Source organism: Micromonospora sagamiensis (genome assembly GCF_014680085.1).
Taxonomy (GTDB): Bacteria; Actinomycetota; Actinomycetes; order Mycobacteriales; family Micromonosporaceae; genus Micromonospora; species Micromonospora inyonensis.
On record NZ_AP023438.1, the window covers coordinates 2,600,710 to 2,616,123 of the forward strand.

Annotated in this window: 14 protein-coding genes and 1 tRNA gene; 6 read left to right on the forward strand and 9 right to left on the reverse strand. The window is 72.5% G+C overall.

Annotated elements, in window-relative coordinates:
* Window positions 1-12: 12 nt before the first annotated feature.
* Window positions 13-99 (reverse strand) — tRNA-Ser (locus IGA62_RS11235).
* Between the two features lie 75 nt (window positions 100-174).
* Here IGA62_RS11235 and deoD point away from each other — a divergent pair.
* Complete coding sequence (gene deoD / locus IGA62_RS11240) at window positions 175-882, forward strand: purine-nucleoside phosphorylase (protein ID WP_145815121.1); 708 nt, start codon at window positions 175-177, stop codon at window positions 880-882.
* Between the two features lie 82 nt (window positions 883-964).
* On the opposite strand, the gene IGA62_RS11245 is transcribed toward deoD, so the two are convergent.
* From IGA62_RS11245 to IGA62_RS11260, 4 genes are all read right to left on the reverse strand, one after another.
* Complete coding sequence (locus IGA62_RS11245) at window positions 965-1,432, reverse strand: nucleoside deaminase (protein WP_186500142.1); 468 nt, start codon at window positions 1,430-1,432, stop codon at window positions 965-967.
* A 227-nt stretch (window positions 1,433-1,659) separates the two neighbouring features.
* Window positions 1,660-2,181: a tRNA adenosine deaminase-associated protein gene (locus IGA62_RS11250; RefSeq protein WP_145815120.1), complete on the reverse strand. Its 522-nt coding sequence runs from the start codon at window positions 2,179-2,181 to the stop codon at window positions 1,660-1,662.
* Window positions 2,182-2,431: 250 nt separating this feature from the next.
* Window positions 2,432-2,599: a hypothetical protein gene (locus tag IGA62_RS11255; RefSeq protein ID WP_186499684.1), complete on the reverse strand. Its 168-nt coding sequence runs from the start codon at window positions 2,597-2,599 to the stop codon at window positions 2,432-2,434.
* A gap of 92 nt (window positions 2,600-2,691) precedes the next feature.
* Window positions 2,692-3,078: a hypothetical protein gene (locus IGA62_RS11260; protein ID WP_145815119.1), complete on the reverse strand. Its 387-nt coding sequence runs from the start codon at window positions 3,076-3,078 to the stop codon at window positions 2,692-2,694.
* 66 nt (window positions 3,079-3,144) lie between these two features.
* Here IGA62_RS11260 and IGA62_RS11265 point away from each other — a divergent pair, with 66 nt between their 5' ends.
* The 3 genes from IGA62_RS11265 (at window position 3,145) to IGA62_RS11275 (ending at window position 8,150) form a co-directional block, all read left to right on the forward strand.
* A complete protein-coding gene (locus IGA62_RS11265; RefSeq protein WP_145815118.1) occupies window positions 3,145-3,882 on the forward strand; it encodes a M23 family metallopeptidase in 738 nt (245 codons plus the stop codon).
* Window positions 3,883-4,041: 159 nt separating this feature from the next.
* A complete protein-coding gene (locus tag IGA62_RS11270) occupies window positions 4,042-6,942 on the forward strand; it encodes a glycosyl hydrolase (protein WP_145815117.1) in 2,901 nt (966 codons plus the stop codon).
* Between the two features lie 134 nt (window positions 6,943-7,076).
* Window positions 7,077-8,150: a PHP domain-containing protein gene (locus IGA62_RS11275; RefSeq protein ID WP_145815116.1), complete on the forward strand. Its 1,074-nt coding sequence runs from the start codon at window positions 7,077-7,079 to the stop codon at window positions 8,148-8,150.
* A gap of 72 nt (window positions 8,151-8,222) precedes the next feature.
* On the opposite strand, the gene IGA62_RS11280 is transcribed toward IGA62_RS11275, so the two are convergent.
* On the reverse strand, window positions 8,223-9,194 hold the full coding sequence (locus IGA62_RS11280; protein WP_232624958.1) for a DMT family transporter: 972 nt from the start codon (window positions 9,192-9,194) through the stop codon (window positions 8,223-8,225).
* Window positions 9,195-9,309: 115 nt separating this feature from the next.
* Between IGA62_RS11280 and IGA62_RS11285 the strand changes: the two genes are divergently transcribed.
* Entirely contained in the window at window positions 9,310-9,909 is a 600-nt protein-coding gene (locus tag IGA62_RS11285) for a Uma2 family endonuclease (RefSeq protein WP_145815114.1), read from the forward strand.
* Window positions 9,910-9,994: 85 nt separating this feature from the next.
* Window positions 9,995-11,665 (forward strand): DUF885 domain-containing protein, encoded by a 1,671-nt coding sequence (locus tag IGA62_RS11290; RefSeq protein WP_145815113.1) that lies wholly within the window; start codon window positions 9,995-9,997, stop codon window positions 11,663-11,665.
* 54 nt (window positions 11,666-11,719) lie between these two features.
* On the opposite strand, the gene IGA62_RS11295 is transcribed toward IGA62_RS11290, so the two are convergent.
* The 3 genes from IGA62_RS11295 to nudC all read right to left on the reverse strand — a co-directional run bounded on the left by IGA62_RS11295 (window position 11,720) and on the right by nudC (window position 15,306).
* Window positions 11,720-13,243 carry a DUF6114 domain-containing protein gene (locus IGA62_RS11295; protein WP_145815112.1) on the reverse strand — a complete coding sequence of 508 codons (1,524 nt, stop codon included), beginning with the start codon at window positions 13,241-13,243 and terminating at the stop codon, window positions 11,720-11,722.
* An 87-nt stretch (window positions 13,244-13,330) separates the two neighbouring features.
* Window positions 13,331-13,993, reverse strand: a complete 663-nt coding sequence (locus tag IGA62_RS11300; RefSeq protein ID WP_222433293.1) for a DUF6230 family protein — start codon at window positions 13,991-13,993, stop codon at window positions 13,331-13,333.
* 323 nt (window positions 13,994-14,316) lie between these two features.
* The gene (nudC, locus tag IGA62_RS11305; protein ID WP_145815110.1) at window positions 14,317-15,306 is read right to left on the reverse strand and encodes an NAD(+) diphosphatase; all 990 of its coding nucleotides are present in this window, start codon (window positions 15,304-15,306) and stop codon (window positions 14,317-14,319) included.
* Window positions 15,307-15,414: the final 108 nt, after the last annotated feature.

Genomic DNA, 15,414 nt, shown 5'->3' on the forward strand with positions numbered 1-15,414 from the left:
GCTGTTCACGAGCGGTGGCGGCGGGATTTGAACCCGCGGAGGGCGTAAACCCTCACACGCTTTCGAGGCGTGCTCCTTAGGCCACTCGGACACGCCACCGCCGAGAAGGGTACAGGACCAGCGGCCCGGACGCCGAACCGGTATGCCCCCGGACGGCCTGGCAGGATCCCTGTCATGAGTGTGCACATCGGCGCGAAGCCGGGAGAGATCGCCGAACGGGTCCTGCTGCCGGGCGACCCGCTGCGGGCCAAGTGGATCGCGGAGACCTACCTCGAGGACGCCACGTGCTACTCGACGGTCCGGGGCATGCTGGGCTTCACCGGCCGCTGGAACGGCGTCGAGGTGTCCGTCCAGGGCTCCGGCATGGGCATGCCGTCGGCCTCGATCTACGCCCACGAGCTGATCAACGAGTACGGCGTCCGGTCACTGATCCGGGTCGGCTCCTGCGGCGCGCTCAGCGAGGACCTGAAGCTGCGGGACGTGATCGCCGCGAACGGGTCGGCCACCGACTCGAACATGAACCGGGTGCGCTTCGACGGGCTGATCGACTACGCCCCGGTCGCCGACTTCGGGCTGCTGCGTGCCTCGGTCGAGAACGCCGAGCGGCGTGGCGTGCAGATGCGGGTCGGGCCGGTGCTGGCGGCGGACGCCTTCTACACCGACCGGCCGGACCTCTACGACCGGCTCGCCGACTACGGCGTACTCGCGGTGGAGATGGAGTCGGCGGCGCTCTACACCATCGCCGCCCGGTTCAAGGCCCGTGCCCTCACCGTGCTGACCGTCAGCGACCACATCAAGACCGGCGAGAAGACCAGCTCCGCCGAGCGGGAGCAGACCTTCTCCCAAATGGTCGAGATCGCCCTGGACACGATCGTCGCCTGACTCCTGCGCTGGTTGCAGGGGGCCCTTCCTCCGCAAAATGCGGTAACAGGGGTCCCCTGCTACCACGCGACGCAGCGCCCCCTCAGCGGAAGAAGGCGCGCAGCAGGGCGGCGGACTCGGTTTCGAGGACGCCGCCGTACACCTCGGGCCGGTGGTTGAGCCGGCGGTCGCGCAGCACGTCCCAGAGCGAACCGGCCGCCCCGGTCTTCGGCTCCCAGGCCCCGAACACCACCGTCGACACCCGGGCCAGCACCAGCGCGCCCGCGCACATCGTGCAGGGTTCCAGGGTCACCACCAGCGTGCAGCCGTCCAGTCGCCAGCGCCCGAGCCGCTGCGCCCCCCGGCGCAGGGCCAGCACCTCGGCGTGCGCGGTCGGGTCGCCGGTCAGTTCCCGCTCGTTGCGCCCGACGGCCACCTCGGCCCCGTCCGGCCCGTAGAGCACCGCACCGACCGGGACATCGTCCGGGCCGACCGGGACGTCGTCCGGGCCGGCGGGAGTCGCGGTCGGGGTGTCCGGGCCGGTGACGGCGATCGTCAGCGCCCGGCGCATCCACAGCTCGTGCCGCTGCCGCCGGCCGACCCCGCCCGGGTCGGCCAGCCCCTCCTCCGGCCCCGGTCCGACCCGACCGACGTACCCGGGAGTGGGCTGGCCCGGCCGGACGGTCTCCAGCGCGGGATCGGTGACGTCCGCCGGCTCACCGGCCGCCGCACGCAGGGGGTCGCCCGCACGCAGGGAGTCGGCGGGACTCGGGGAGTCGGCGGGGAGAGGCGGCCCGTTCACACCTCGCGCAGCTCCTCGACCTCGTCGAAGCAGCCGAGCACCTGGCACACCTCGGCGGTGACGTCGGCGGGGAGCATGCCCTCCCGGGTACAGAGGGCGATCAACCGCTGCGCGGGGATGCCCAGGTCGGCAAGGAGGTCGGCGTCCCCGACCGGATCGGCCTCGGGGTCGACCGCCGGCTGGTCGGTCTCCGCGCCACCGCCGGCCGTCCGCCGTGCGTCGCCGACGTCGTCCAGGTCGGGTGCCTTGAGGTCGCCGACCAGCACCGACCCGAGCCGGGACTCCTCGGCGTACGCCGAGTCGGAGCCGAAGACCCGCAGGTCCTCCCCCTCGTCCAGGCGCAGCAACACCAGGTACGCGTCGTCGGCCTCGACGAAGAGCAGGGACAGGCCGGCGTCGGGCTCGACGTCCCGCAGGCGCTCGGCTACCTCGTCGAGATCCGTGACGCCCCGAAGGTTCACCTCGGCGGCGGTCCAGCCGTCCGAGTCCCGTACCGCGGCCGCGGCGAAGTACGACACTGTCCCCCCTGACTACCCGGCACCGGGTGCCGACCTGTTACGCGTGCACGGTAGCCGGTCGCGTCGGCGGGCGGCCGGTCAACGCCCCGATGAGGCGGTCAATCCCTCGGGAAAGTCGAGTCGGGCCGGTCCAGCCGGCGACCCGACGGCGGGCGGCGGTTGTCCGCCGACGGCCTGACAGCGGGTGAGGGTCAGCCGACGACCCGACAGCGGCTGAAGTTCAGCCGACGGCCTGACAGCGGGTGACCGGTCAGCCGGTGACCCGACGGCGGGTGGCGATGAGCTGGCGCAGCTGCTCCCTGCGTACCCGCTGCGGTCGCTCCTGCTGGCGGACCGCTCTGGCCCCGGCGAGTTCCGCGAGGAGCTGCAGGCGACGGCGGCTGCGGTCGGGGTCGAGCCGCGGAGTGGTCCAGGCCATACCGCCGAGGGTGGACCAGCCCTGTCGCATACGTCAAGGCGCGCTTCGGTCCGCAGCGACGCGGCCACGCACTGCACAACCAGAACGACCCCTCACCAGAGCGGCCAGTTCCCGCTGCCGGCCCAGCGCGCCACCACCATGGCCGCGGCGATGCTCCAGCCACCGGCGGTGACGATCGCCACGCCGGTGCCGACGCCCCGGTCACCGAAGCGGACCAGCACCAGGGCGACGGCCCAGGCCGCCAGGCCGGCGGCCACCGTCCACCAGGCGTAGCCGCGCAGGTCCCCGCCGAGCAGGCCGAAGATGAGCAGCCAGGCCGCGGTGACCGCGCCGCCGGTGGCGACGCCGCCCGCGGTGATCGGGTGCGGCTCGCGGTAGGTCGGACGTACGGGCCGTCCGGAGGGAAAGAGGCCCGACGGGGTACGCCCCACCGGGTACCCCACGCCCGGTGGGGGCGGCGGTCCGGGTTGCCAGGTCATCACCGTCTCCTCCTCCCCGGGCCCGGCGGACCCTCTCCCACCGTAGTGGTCTGTCAGGATGGTCGGGTGCTGCCGCGACTGATCGGGTGTGGGCCCACGCGGCCGGTTCTGCTGCTGCTCGTACCGCTGCTGGTGGCCGGGTGTGCGACCACCCGGCCGGGGGCGGCTCCGCCGACGTCGGCGCCGGCGGGGTCGTGGTCGCCGACCGGGTCCGCCACGCCGGCGCAGCCGGAGGCGACCGGGTCGCCGACCGCCCGTCCCGCGCCGTCGCGCACCGGCCTGCGGTACGTCTTCCCGGTACGGTCGCGCAAGGTCGGCTACCACCCGACCCACTCGGCGTACCCGGGCACGGACATCTTCGCCGACTGCGGCGAGCCGGTGGTCGCGGTGACCGACGGCGAGATCCTCGAGGTGAGCCGGGTGGACCGCTTCGACCCGAAGGGGCCGAGGGGGCCGTACAACGGCGGCCTCTCCGTCTCGCTGCTCGGCGACGACGGCGTGCGGTACTACGGCTCCCACCTGAGCGTGGTGGCCGACGGGGTGGACGCGGGGGTCCGCGTCCGGGCCGGGCAGCAGCTCGGTCTGGTGGGACGGACGGGTAACGCGAACAACGTCTGTCACCTGCACTTCGGCATCTCGCCGCCCTGCCCGGGCCGGGACGGCTGGTGGATCCGGCGGGGCGTGGTCTGGCCGGCGCGCTACCTCGACGCCTGGCGGCGTGGGGTGGACCGGGAGCCCGCCGCCGAGGTACGCGCCTGGCACCGCAAGCACGGGTGCCCACCCGCCCCCACCTCGGCGAACTGACCCTCCACTCAGGGTTTAACCGGACGGACACATTGACGACCGTTGCCTTGTCGGCTACCGTCCGAGCGAGAGAGCGCTCTCACGGCACACTTTCCCCCCGTTTCTGGCAAGCACGCCCCAAGCCGGTCAAACCGGCGTCGGGCGTGCGATGGAGGCCCGATGAAACCTCCCGTCCCCCACCGCCCACTGGTGCTGGCCGCCGCGACAGCCCTGGCCGTCCTCGTCGGCGGCCTGGCTGTCAGCGTCACCACCCCCGCCGAGGCCGCAACCGTCGGCCGGGGCAGCTACACCACCGATCCGGTCGGGCCCCTGCCCGCCGGCTGTGGGCAGATGTCCACCAACCCCCGCCAGTTCGTCACCAGCAACGCCCCCACCGGCCCGGTGCCCACCAACGACTGGTGGTCGTCGCTGCTGTGGAAGAAGACCAACTGCGCGTTCAGCGAGCCGCTGCACGCACACCCGATCTCGTTCAACACGCTCACCGACGGCCTCGGCTTCTCGGCCACCTCCACCCCCACCATCACCGGCACCGCGACCGGCGTCGGCGAGTTCAAGTACCCGTACCAGGAGGACATCCGGGTCGGGGTCGCCGGGCTCGCCGCACCGAACGTCAAGGTCGACGGCTGGACCGACTGGACGGTCAGCCCGTACTGGACCGACGGCGCGCGCACCCTGCGGGCCACCATCGGCCACGGCCTGCCCTTCGCCTACCTCCAGACCGGCGGCGGTGACGCGGTGGTCAACGTGACCGGCGGCAGCCCCACCGTCTGGTCGAACAGCGGCGGCACCATCGGCTTCACCGTCCGCGGCCACGACTACGTCGCGTACGCCCCGACCGGTGCGACCTGGACGGTCAGCGGCACCCGCATCTCGTCCAACCTGGCCGGCCGGGGGTACTTCTCGGTCGCCCTGCTGCCGCAGACCTCCGACTCGACGGCCCGTGCCTCGCTGGCCGCCACCTACGGCCAGGTCGCGCACGCCCACGTCACCGGCACCCATGTCTCCTACACGTACGACCAGGCCACCAGCACGGTCCGGACGACGTACGCCTTCACCACCACCGCCCGCGAGGGCACCGCCAACCGGACCGTGGTCAGCCTCTACCCGCACCACTGGAAGTCGCTGACCGGGTCCACCCCGATCGCCCAGACCTACCCGTCGGCGCGGGGCCGGATGAAGGTGCTCACCGGCGTCACCCAGTTCCAGACCTCGATGAAGTTCCAGGGGGTGCTGCCCGAGTTGCCCGCCGTCGCCACCGGCAGCGGCACGGACCTGACCACCCTGCGCAACCACCTGGCCGCCGTCCGGGCGAATCCGATGGACCGGCGCGGCAACGACACCTACTGGACCGGCAAGGGCCTCGGCCGGGCCGCCCGGATCGCCGAGATCGCCGACCTGGTCGGCGACACGGAGACGCGCACCGCCGCGCTGAACGCCATCCGCTCCACCCTCACCGACTGGTTCACCGCCTCGACGGGCAAGACCGAGCGGGTGTTCTACTACGACCGGAACTGGGGCACGCTGATCGGCTACCCGGCGTCGTACGGGTCCGACCAGGAACTCAACGACCACCACTTCCACTACGGGTACTACATCGCCGCCGCCGCGACGCTGGCCAAGTTCGACCCGACCTGGGCCCGCGACGACCAGTACGGCGGCATGGTCGACCTGCTGATCCGGGACGCCAACAACTACGTCCGCAGCGACACCCGCTTCCCGTACCTGCGTGACTTCGACATCTACGCCGGCCACGACTGGGCCTCCGGGCACGGCTCGTTCGCCTCCGGCAACAACCAGGAGTCCTCGTCGGAGGGGATGAACTTCGCCAACGCGCTGATCCAGTGGGGTCAGGCCACCGGCGACACGGCCGTCCGGGACGCCGGCATCTGGATGTACACCACCCAGGCGGCGGCGATCAACGAGTACTGGTTCGACGTGGACAACGAGAACTTCCCCGCGGCGTTCGGCCACTCCACGGTCGGCATGGTCTGGGGCGACGGCGGTGCGTACGCCACCTGGTTCAGCGCCGAGCCGGAGATGATCCAGGGCATCAACATGCTGCCGGTCACCGGTGGCCACCTGTACATGGGTTACCGGCCCGCGTACAACTCGACGAACTACGCAGAACTGGTCCGCAACAACGGCGGCGAGCCGACGGTGTGGCAGGACATCCTGTGGCAGTTCCTCGCCCTCGGCGACCCGGACGCGGCCCTGGCCAAGCTCCGCGCCAACCCCGGCTACACCCCCGAGGAGGGCGAGAGCCGGGCGCACACCTTCCACTGGGTACGCAACCTCGCCGCACTGGGCAACGTCGACCGGGCGGTGACGGCGGACCACCCGCTGGCGGCGGTGTTCGTCCGCAACGGTGCCCGCACCTACGTGGCGAGCAACATCACGTCGTCGCCGATCACCGTCCGGTTCTCGAACGGGACCAGCCTCGCGGTGCCGGCGGGCAAGACGGCCACCACCGGGGCGTACACCTGGAGCGGCGGCAACGCGGGCGGCGGGGCGGACCCGAGCCCCACGCCCACCACGACGCCCACCGCGACGCCCACGGCCACCCCGACCCCCACCCCGACCCCGACCGGCACGCCCGACTCCCCGATCCGCTACCTGCTCGCCGGGGGCGGTCTCGCGGGTGCCGGCACCTCGGCCACCGCCACGGTCGCCGCCGCCAACGGCAACTACGACGGTCGTCCGAACAACGCCCTGGTCTTCACCGCGACCGGCCTCGACCTCACCTACCAGAGCGGCAACGGCAGCTTCGACCTCTTCCTCGACGCCGGCTCGGCGGTCGGCAACGGCGTGCAGCTGCGCGCCTCGTACGACCTGACCGGTGACGGCACCTGGGACCGGGTGGAGACCTACCGCTACTTCGCCACCGACCCGGTCCCCGGGTACGAGCACTACACCCAGAACCAGGGCCTCCTGACGGCCACCGGCGCGCACGGCAACCTGCGCAACGGCACCGTCAAGCTGGAGGTCTGGTCGGCCATCGGCAACAACCCGACCACCCTCGGTGTGGGCAACCAGTCGGTCCTCCGGCTGCCCCACGCCTGACCCGCATCCACCGAGCGGGGGCCGTCGTGGTCCGCAACCCACGACGGCCCCCGCCCCGTCGTACGGAAGATCTTGATCGCGGGTCGGCCCGGGAAGGCGGGCGGAACGCGGGACGGGGGCGTAGGTTCGACCACGTGAGCCGGGATCCCGTCGCCGACCTGCGCCGCATCGCGTTCCTGCTGGAACGGGCGAACGAGGCCACCTACCGGGTACGCGCGTTCCGTTCCGCGGCCACCACCCTCGCCGCGCTGCCGACCGCAGAGCTGACCGAGCGGGCCCGTACCGGGACGCTCACCGAGCTGACCGGGGTCGGTGACGTCACGGCCCGCTGCGTGGTCGAGTCGCTGGCCGGCGAGGAGCCGGTCTACCTGCGCCGGCTGGCCGCCACCGAGGGCACCGACCTGGACGCGGCCGCCACCGACCTGCGTACGGCGTTGCGCGGGGACTGCCACACCCACTCCGACTGGTCCGACGGCGGGTCGCCGATCGAGGAGATGGCCCTCGCCGCGGTCGAGCTGGGCCACGAGTACCTGGTGCTGACCGACCACTCGCCCCGGCTGAAGGTGGCACGGGGGCTGACCGCCGACCGGCTGCGCCGGCAACTCGACCACGTGGCGCAACTCAACGACGCGCTGCCAGAGGGGTTCCGCGTCCTCACCGGGATCGAGGTGGACATCCTCGCCGACGGCTCGCTCGACCAGTCCGAGGAACTGCTGGCCCGGCTGGACGTCGTGGTCGGCTCGGTGCACAGCGGCCTGAACGACGACCGGGCGAGGATGACCCGGCGGATGCTCACCGCCGTCGCCAACCCGCACCTGGACATCCTCGGTCACTGCACCGGGCGGATGGTGTCGTCCCGACCGGCCGGGGTGAAGGGTCCGGGCGACCGGGCGCACCGGCCGCGTACCCGGGCGGAGAGCGACTTCGACGCCGACGCCGTCTTCGCCGCCTGCGCCGAACACGGCAAGGCCGTCGAGATCAACTCACGGCCGGAACGGCAGGACCCGCCGAAACGCCTGATCCGGCGCGCCCTGGAGGCCGGCTGCGTCTTCGCGGTGAACACCGACGCGCACGCCCCGGGCCAGCTCGACTGGCAGCGGTTCGGCTGCGAACGGGCCGCCCGGTGCGGGGTGACCGCCGACCGGGTGGTGAACACCCGGTCGGCCGACGAGCTGATCGCCTGGGCACGGAGCCACGGCGACACCTAGGAGGTTCGCGCCGGCCCCGCACCGACCAGCCGGCGCACCGGACCGGCGACGGACGCGCCGGGGCGGCCGGGATCAGTTCCGGGCGGCCACGGTGGGGACGGCGGGCGCCGTGGTGGTCTCCGGCCGCCCCGGCCAGCGGAGGAACCCCTGCGACACCGCCACCCCGAGCAGCACGACCAGCGCCCCGACCGGCTGGTGCCAGGTGGGCGTCTCGTCGAGGACCAGCGCGCCGATGAGCACCGCGAAGACCGGGATCAGGTAGGTCACCGTGGACGCCGCGCTCGCGCCGATCACCCGGATGTTGTGCATGTTGATCACGAAGGCCAGCCCGGTGCCGAAGGCTCCCAGCGCCAACACGCTGGCCACCACGTCCCAGGAGAGCGCGGTGGGAACCGGCGGCGCCCCGGCCACCAGCGGTGCCACCACCGCCAACTGGACGGTGGCGAGCAGCAGCTGCGCCGCCGACAGGGCCAGCCCGGACACCGCGCGGCCGGCGACGAACCGCTTCTGGTACGGGATGGCCAGGCCGTAGCAGGCGGCCGCGCCGAAGCACATCAGCTGCCCGGTGAAGGTGGCACCGCCGACGCCCTGCCAGACGCCGAGCACCACCAGCACCCCGGCGAAGCCCAGCCCGAGGCCGACGGCCCGGCGCGCGGTCAACCGCTCGGTCCGGAACACCAGCACCGCCATCGGCAGGACGACCAGCGGCGTGGTGGCGTTCCAGATGCCGGCCAGCATCGACGGGATCCGCTGCTCGCCGTAGCCGAAGAGGGTGAACGGGAGCGCCACACCGAACGCGGCCACCACCGTGAGGTGCAGCCAGAGCCGACGGTCGCGGGGAAGCCGGTCACGGAGCACGGCGAGCACCACGAGGAGGGTCAGCGCCCCGGTGCCGACCCGCCCCAGGGTGAGGTAGAGCGGATGCAGCTCCCGGATCCCGATCTTGATGAACAGAAAGCTGGAGCCCCAGATCGCGGCGAGCAGCACGAAACCGGGCAGCCAGCTGCGCAGGGGTGCCCGGTCAGGGGTGGTATCCGGTGTCACTCCTGACACTCTGCCGCAGCCCCCCGACATTGTCCGGCAATATTCGGTCGCCGTGTCGCGCGTCACCGCGACCTGCCTACAGTGGTGGCGTTGACCAGCCGAGGAGGTGGCGACGATGGCCATGCCGATGCAGTTCGACCCACTCGTCGATCTCGACGGAATGTGGACGACCACGCTCGCCGACCGTTACCTCCCGCTCCCGGAGCTGCCCCAGGCGCGCTACGAGTGCATCGACGGAAGGCTGGTCATAACCCCGGCGGAAGTAGGCAGCAACAGTTTCGGCGAGATCAGGTTCGCCCGGCTCCTGGCGCCCGCCGCCGAGGCCGCCGGCTTCTACGTGTACGGGCAGGTGAACCTCACCTTCGGCCCGCAACGGTGGATCCAGCCCGACGTCACCGTCCTGCACACCCTGCCGGCCACCGACGAGGAGGACCGCTGGGTCCCGGCCCGACTCTGCACGATGGCGGTGGAGTTCGTCTCGCCGGGCAGCCGCCGGCAGGACTTCGTCGACAAGCCGCGCCGGTGCGCCGAGGGTGGCGTGCCGTACTTCATGCGGGTGGAGATCGTCCGGCGGTTGCGCAGTGCCTCGGTCGAGTTCTTCGCCCTCGACACGGCCGGCGGGTACGCCCCGGTCGCCAAGGCGGTCGGCGGCGAACGGCTGACGGTCGACGCGCCGTTCCCGATCGACCTGGATCCGGCCGAGCTGCTGCCCTGAGTGCCCGAAAAGCGGCCGAACCGCTGTGCGGGCGCGCCGGAAAGAAGGTCGACAGCTCAGGGAGCGGGTCACGTAGGGTTCCCCCGTGGGACGAATCGACGACCTCGCAAACCGGTACGTGGTGGAGTGGGCCGAACTCAACCCGGCCGGCGCCACGTACACCGGCATCGCCGGCCACGACGACCGGCTCGACGACCTGTCGCCGGACGGCTACGCCGCCCGCGCCGAGCTGGACCGGCGCACCCTGGCCGAGCTGGACGTCATCGAGCCGGACACCCTGGCGGAGCGGACCGCCAAGGAGGCCATGCAGGAGCGGCTGGGCCTGACCCTGGCCCGCTACGACGCGGGCGAGGAGACCAGCGCGATCAACGTGATCGCCAGCGGGCTGCACGACATCCGCGCGGTCTTCGACCTGATGCCGACCGAGGGCGAGCAGGCGGTGGCGAACGTCGCCACCCGGCTCCACCAGTTCGCCGGCGCGCTGGAGGGTTACAAGACCACGCTGCGCGAGGCGGCCGACGCCGGCCACGTCTCCTCCCGGGCGCAGATGATCGAGGTCGCCAAGCAGTGCGACGTCTGGACCGACCCGGGCGGCGACAACTTCTTCCACGGCCTGGTCGAGCGGCTCGGTGCCGACGGCACGCTCGGCGCGGACCTGCGCCGGGGCGCGGCGGCGGCCACCGCGGCGACCGCCGAGTTCGGTCAGTTCCTCCGCACCGAACTCGCGCCCCGGGGGCGGGAGAAGCAGGCGGCCGGCCGGGAACGCTACGAACTGGCCTCGCAGTACTTCCTCGGCGCGAAGATCGACCTGGACGAGACGTACGCCTGGGGTTTCGAGGAGCTGGCCCGCCTCGAGGCCGACATGCGGGCGGCGGCCGCCCGGATCGTCGGCCCCGGGGCGACCGTCGACGAGGCGGTGGCCCTCCTGGACGCCGACCCGGCCCGCACGATCCAGGGCAAGGAGGCGTTCCGGGACTGGATGCAGGCGCTCGCCGACAAGGCCGTCGGCGAGCTGCACGGCACCCACTTCGACATTCCCGAGCAGGTACGCCGTATCGAGTGCTGCCTCGCCCCGACCAGCGACGGCGGCATCTACTACACCGGCCCCAGCGAGGACTTCTCCCGACCGGGCCGGATGTGGTGGGCCGTGCCGCAGGGCGTCACCGACTTCTCCACCTGGCGCGAGGTGACCACCGTCTACCACGAGGGCGTGCCGGGTCACCACCTCCAGGTCGGGCAGACCGCCGTCCGGGCCGAGCTGCTCAACCGCTGGCAGCGGCTGCTCTGCTGGGTCTCCGGGCACGGCGAGGGCTGGGCCCTCTACGCCGAGCGCCTGATGGAGGATCTGGGCTACCTGGAGGATCCGGGTGACCGGCTCGGCATGCTCGACGCGCAGGCGTTCCGGGCGGCCCGGGTCATCGTCGACATCGGCATGCACCTGGAGCTGGAGATCCCCCGGGACAATCCGTTCGGCTTCCACCCGGGCGAGCGCTGGACGCCCGAGTTGGGCTGGGAGTTCATGCGCGCGCACTGCCGGGTGCCGGATGAGAACCTGCGCTTCGAGCTGAACCGCTACCTGGGCTGGCCGGGGCAGGCCCCGTCGTACAAGGTCGGCGAGCGGATCTGGCTCCAGGCCCGGGACGAGGCGAAGAGCCGCAAGGGTGCCGACTTCGACCTCAAGGAGTTCCACCGGCAGGCGCTGGACCTGGGCGCGCTCGGGCTCGACCCGCTGCGCCGGGCGCTCGCCCGGCTCTGACCGGCGAGGGGCGACCGGACCGGGCGGAGCCGTCCGGCCCGGTCGCCCCTCGACTCAGGGCAGGGTCAGCCGGAGCGGATTGTCGCCGGTGGTGAGGACGTCGCAGTCGACGAAGGCCAGGTCCATCACCGGGTCCTGGAAGATCAACTGTGGCGCGGTGATCGGGATGCCGTCCGGAAAGGGCAGGTCCGGGGTGAGCGTGACGGTGACCAGGCCGGGGCCGCCGAGCAGGGAGATCCGGCCGGTGAACCGGGTGGCGTAGAAGGCCACGTCGCCGTCGACGGTGAGCTGGTCGGTGACGTACCGCAGCGGACGTCCGCCGGCACCGGTGGACTGGAGCGCGAAGTCGTCGGTGACCGCCCGACGCATGCTGAACTTCAACGCACGCAGGGTGCCGTCGACGGTCTTCAGGTCGACGACCCCCTCGAACCGGATCCCGGTCATCACCACCTTCGAGCCGGTGAGCTTCGACGGCGTGCCCACCGTGGGTTGTCCCGGCTCGGCGCCGATCCGGGGCAGCGGCTTGCCCGGCTCGACCGGCCCGGGCTGCTCGGGCTCGTCGGGCGTGGGAGTCACGCAGGCCGGCGGGGCGGCGGACGTCGTGGCCGGGGCGGGTGACGCCGTGGGCGACCGGTCGGGGGTGGCACCCGGCGTCGCCGTGGCCGGGGTCGGGATCGGCGTCGGGGTCGGCTGTTCCCGGTCGTCGTCTCCGGTGAGGTCCCCGATCCCCCCGACGATGTCGCTGACCAGGTTGCCGTCCGACGCGTCGGAAGCGGTGGGGCGGGCCGTACCGGGATCAGGTGTGGGGACGTCGTCACCGGGAGTCGGGGTGGCGGACGGGCCGGGCGTCGTGGACGGGCCGGACGTGGTCGACGCGGTCGGGGTCGGGCAGCCGGGGCCGGCCGGTGCGGCCCGCACCGGCATCGGGCCGTTCAGCGCGAGCAGGCCGGCCGCACCGAGGCCGAGCAGGGCCACCGCCCCGGCGAGGAACCGGGGATCGCGGGGCGACGACCCGGCCTCCCGCTGGACCGGCATGATCTCGTCGACCAGGGTGCGGTTCCGGTCGTCGTCCGTCTCCGGCGCATCCGCCGGCTCCGGCCCCGTCGCCGACGACGCACCGACGGGCTGCGCGACGGCGGTCGGCTCACCGGCTGTCGCCGTCTCCCCGTCCGCGGCCGACGTCGGCACCCGGGCGGGTGCCCAGGCGAAGCCGAGCGCGCTGCCGACCATGCCCAGCACCAGGCCGACGAAGAAGCCGCCGAGGTTGACCCCGATCAGCGAGAACAGGGCGGTGACCGCCGCGACGACGGCGTAGAACATCCGGTGCTGCGGGGTGAACCACATGAACATCCCACAGGCCACCAGGATGGTGGGGATCACCCAGGAGAGGAACCCGGTCGGTCCCATCTGGAACGTCAGGCCGCCGAGGCTCATCTGGGTGGTGCCGAAGATCTGCACACCGGCCAGGGCGGTCAACAGCCCGCCCCAGAACGGACGGCTCCGCCGCCACCGACGGAACCTCCGCCTCGTCTGGCTGAACCCGCCCGGACGGGCATGCTGCGGGTCCGCGCTTGTCACGTACGCCTCCTGGCGGCTCGGGGTGGTGGGGCGGGAGGGGACGGGCCGGCGGGCCCACGACGTGTCCGCGTGGGCCCGCCGGTCACCTCAGAAGCACTCCTTGGCCTCGGCGCCGACGTTGACCTTGAGATTGAGCCCGTTGAGCGTGAAGGTGCCGGCGCTGGTCGAGCGGGCCACCTGCTTCAGGTCGTTGATGACGACGCTGTCCGCGCTCTGCCCGAACGACTTCGGCGTGGCCTTCCCGTTCAGGTCGGTGGCGTCCCGTCCGATCTTGATGTTCGAGAAGGTGGCGTCGCCCTGCAACGAGTCCATGTCGATCAGCAGGCCGCTGGCGGTGGCCGGCTTGCCGCCGCCGCCCGCGTTGATGGTGAGCACGATCGGCATGTTCGGGATCTTCACCGACTGGCACAGGTCGTGGAGCTTGGCGCTGGAGATCTCCGAGACGGCGACCGGATGAGTGGTGCCGTCCTTCTCCTCGACCATCCCGCCGTACTGCTTGAAGCCGTCGCCCTCCAGCTTCGAGGCGCTGACCTTGAACGTCTGTCCGGAAACGGCGAAGGACGCCGCGATGGCGCCGTTCGCCATGCCGACGACGATGGCACCGGCGACGACGGTGGTGGGCACCAGCATGGCGGCGAACCGACGCCAGCGCACGCCGCCCTGGGTCGGGGAATCGGTCGAATCCTGCACGGGTCCTCCTAGAGGGGCCACCGGGCGCGGGACGGCACCCGGGACTACGGGGGAGCACATAGCGTCGCTGCGGACCCGGTGCTGCAGGCGTGCGCAGCGTGCGGATTGGATGGTCGCGCGTGGCGACGTACGTCACAAGACCCTTGCTACCCGCCGGTAACTCCACCAGTCGATCGAAGATCGCAACTACCTCACTGGCGGTGAGTACGCGCCGCGCCACACAGCGTGCAAACCACCCCGATTACCGCAAGGCGCCCCGCCAGCCTCACCGGTGGTAGCCGATCCATCGACAGGTCACATTTTGGAAACGCCGACCTGACAAACCGCTGAGGATGATCGGTGACCAGCCGTCCGGGGGATGGACGGCAGCCGTCCGGTAGTGATCAGTCGCCAGCCGTCAGCCAGTCGGTCAGCAACCGATGGTCGATCGAGTCGGGCCGGCCCAACGCCCGCCCGGCGGCCAGCCGCTCCCGCAGCTCGGCCCGGGAGAACCAGCGGGCCTCCAGCAACTCCACCCCGTCCACCCGAACCCGGTCCGACGCCGCGACCGCCCGGAATCCCACCATCAGCCCAGCCGGGAAGGGCCAGGCCTGGGAACCCTGGTACGACATCTCCGCCACCGGGACCCCCGCCTCCTCGACCAGCTCCCGACGCACCGCGTCCTCCAGGCTCTCGCCCACCTCGACGAACCCGGCCAGCGTCGACCAGCCCTCCGGCCCCGCGCCGGTGTGCCGGGCGAGCAGGCAACGGGCGGGCGGGCCGGGTGCCTCGACCAGCACGATGACCGCCGGCTCGATCCGGGGAAAGAGCAGTCGACCGCAGTCCGTACCGGCACAGCGCCGCACGTGCCCACCCGCCACCGGGACCGTCGCCGCCCCGCAGCCGCCGCAGAACCGCTGGTGCCGGTGCCAGTACAGCAGGCCCCTCGCGTACGCCTGGAGAGCCGCCTCCGCCGCGTCCAGCGTCCCCACGATCGCCCGTACGTCCACCGAGGCGTCCGCGCCCGCCAGGGCCAACGCGCGCTCCTCGGGCAGCGGGGAGAGGTCCACCGCGAAGACCGCTCGCCCACCGCTGGCCGGAGTGACGTCGACTACGCCGTCGACCGGAGTGACGCCGGGTACACCGTCGACCGGGTCGTCGAGACCGAGGAAGACGACCTCTCCGGCTTCGGCCAGCAGCGCGGCGGCGTCCACGGCCGGGATCCGTACCGGCCGGGTACCCCCGTCCGTCACCAGACAGCGGTCCCGCCAGAGCGCCACCAGCCCGGTGTCCGGCGCGGTCAGCAGCGACCCCAGCCACTCCGGGTCGTCACGCCGCGCCCCGGCCCGGTCCCACCATCCGCCGCCGTACGCCAACCCGCCGTCGCTCCGCACCCCGTCACCGTGCCACGACCGACCGCACCGGCACGATCCGGGGCGACACGCGCACCGACCTGCGTGGTGACGTGCACTGCCGGCGGTCCCTCCGCGTTGGTTACCGTA

Excerpts from the sequence above, each read along its gene's own strand:
- IGA62_RS11260 (WP_145815119.1), bottom strand. The coding sequence starts at position 3,078 with ATGACCTGGCAACCCGGACCGCCGCCCCCACCGGGCGTGGGGTACCCG.
- IGA62_RS11245 (WP_186500142.1), bottom strand. The coding sequence starts at position 1,432 with ATGCGCCGGGCGCTGACGATCGCCGTCACCGGCCCGGACACCCCGACC.
- IGA62_RS11285 (WP_145815114.1), top strand. The coding sequence starts at position 9,310 with ATGGCCATGCCGATGCAGTTCGACCCACTCGTCGATCTCGACGGAATG.
- IGA62_RS11300 (WP_222433293.1), bottom strand. The coding sequence starts at position 13,993 with ATGTGCTCCCCCGTAGTCCCGGGTGCCGTCCCGCGCCCGGTGGCCCCT.
- IGA62_RS11270 (WP_145815117.1), top strand. The coding sequence starts at position 4,042 with ATGAAACCTCCCGTCCCCCACCGCCCACTGGTGCTGGCCGCCGCGACA.
- IGA62_RS11255 (WP_186499684.1), bottom strand. The coding sequence starts at position 2,599 with ATGGCCTGGACCACTCCGCGGCTCGACCCCGACCGCAGCCGCCGTCGC.
- deoD (WP_145815121.1), top strand. The coding sequence starts at position 175 with ATGAGTGTGCACATCGGCGCGAAGCCGGGAGAGATCGCCGAACGGGTC.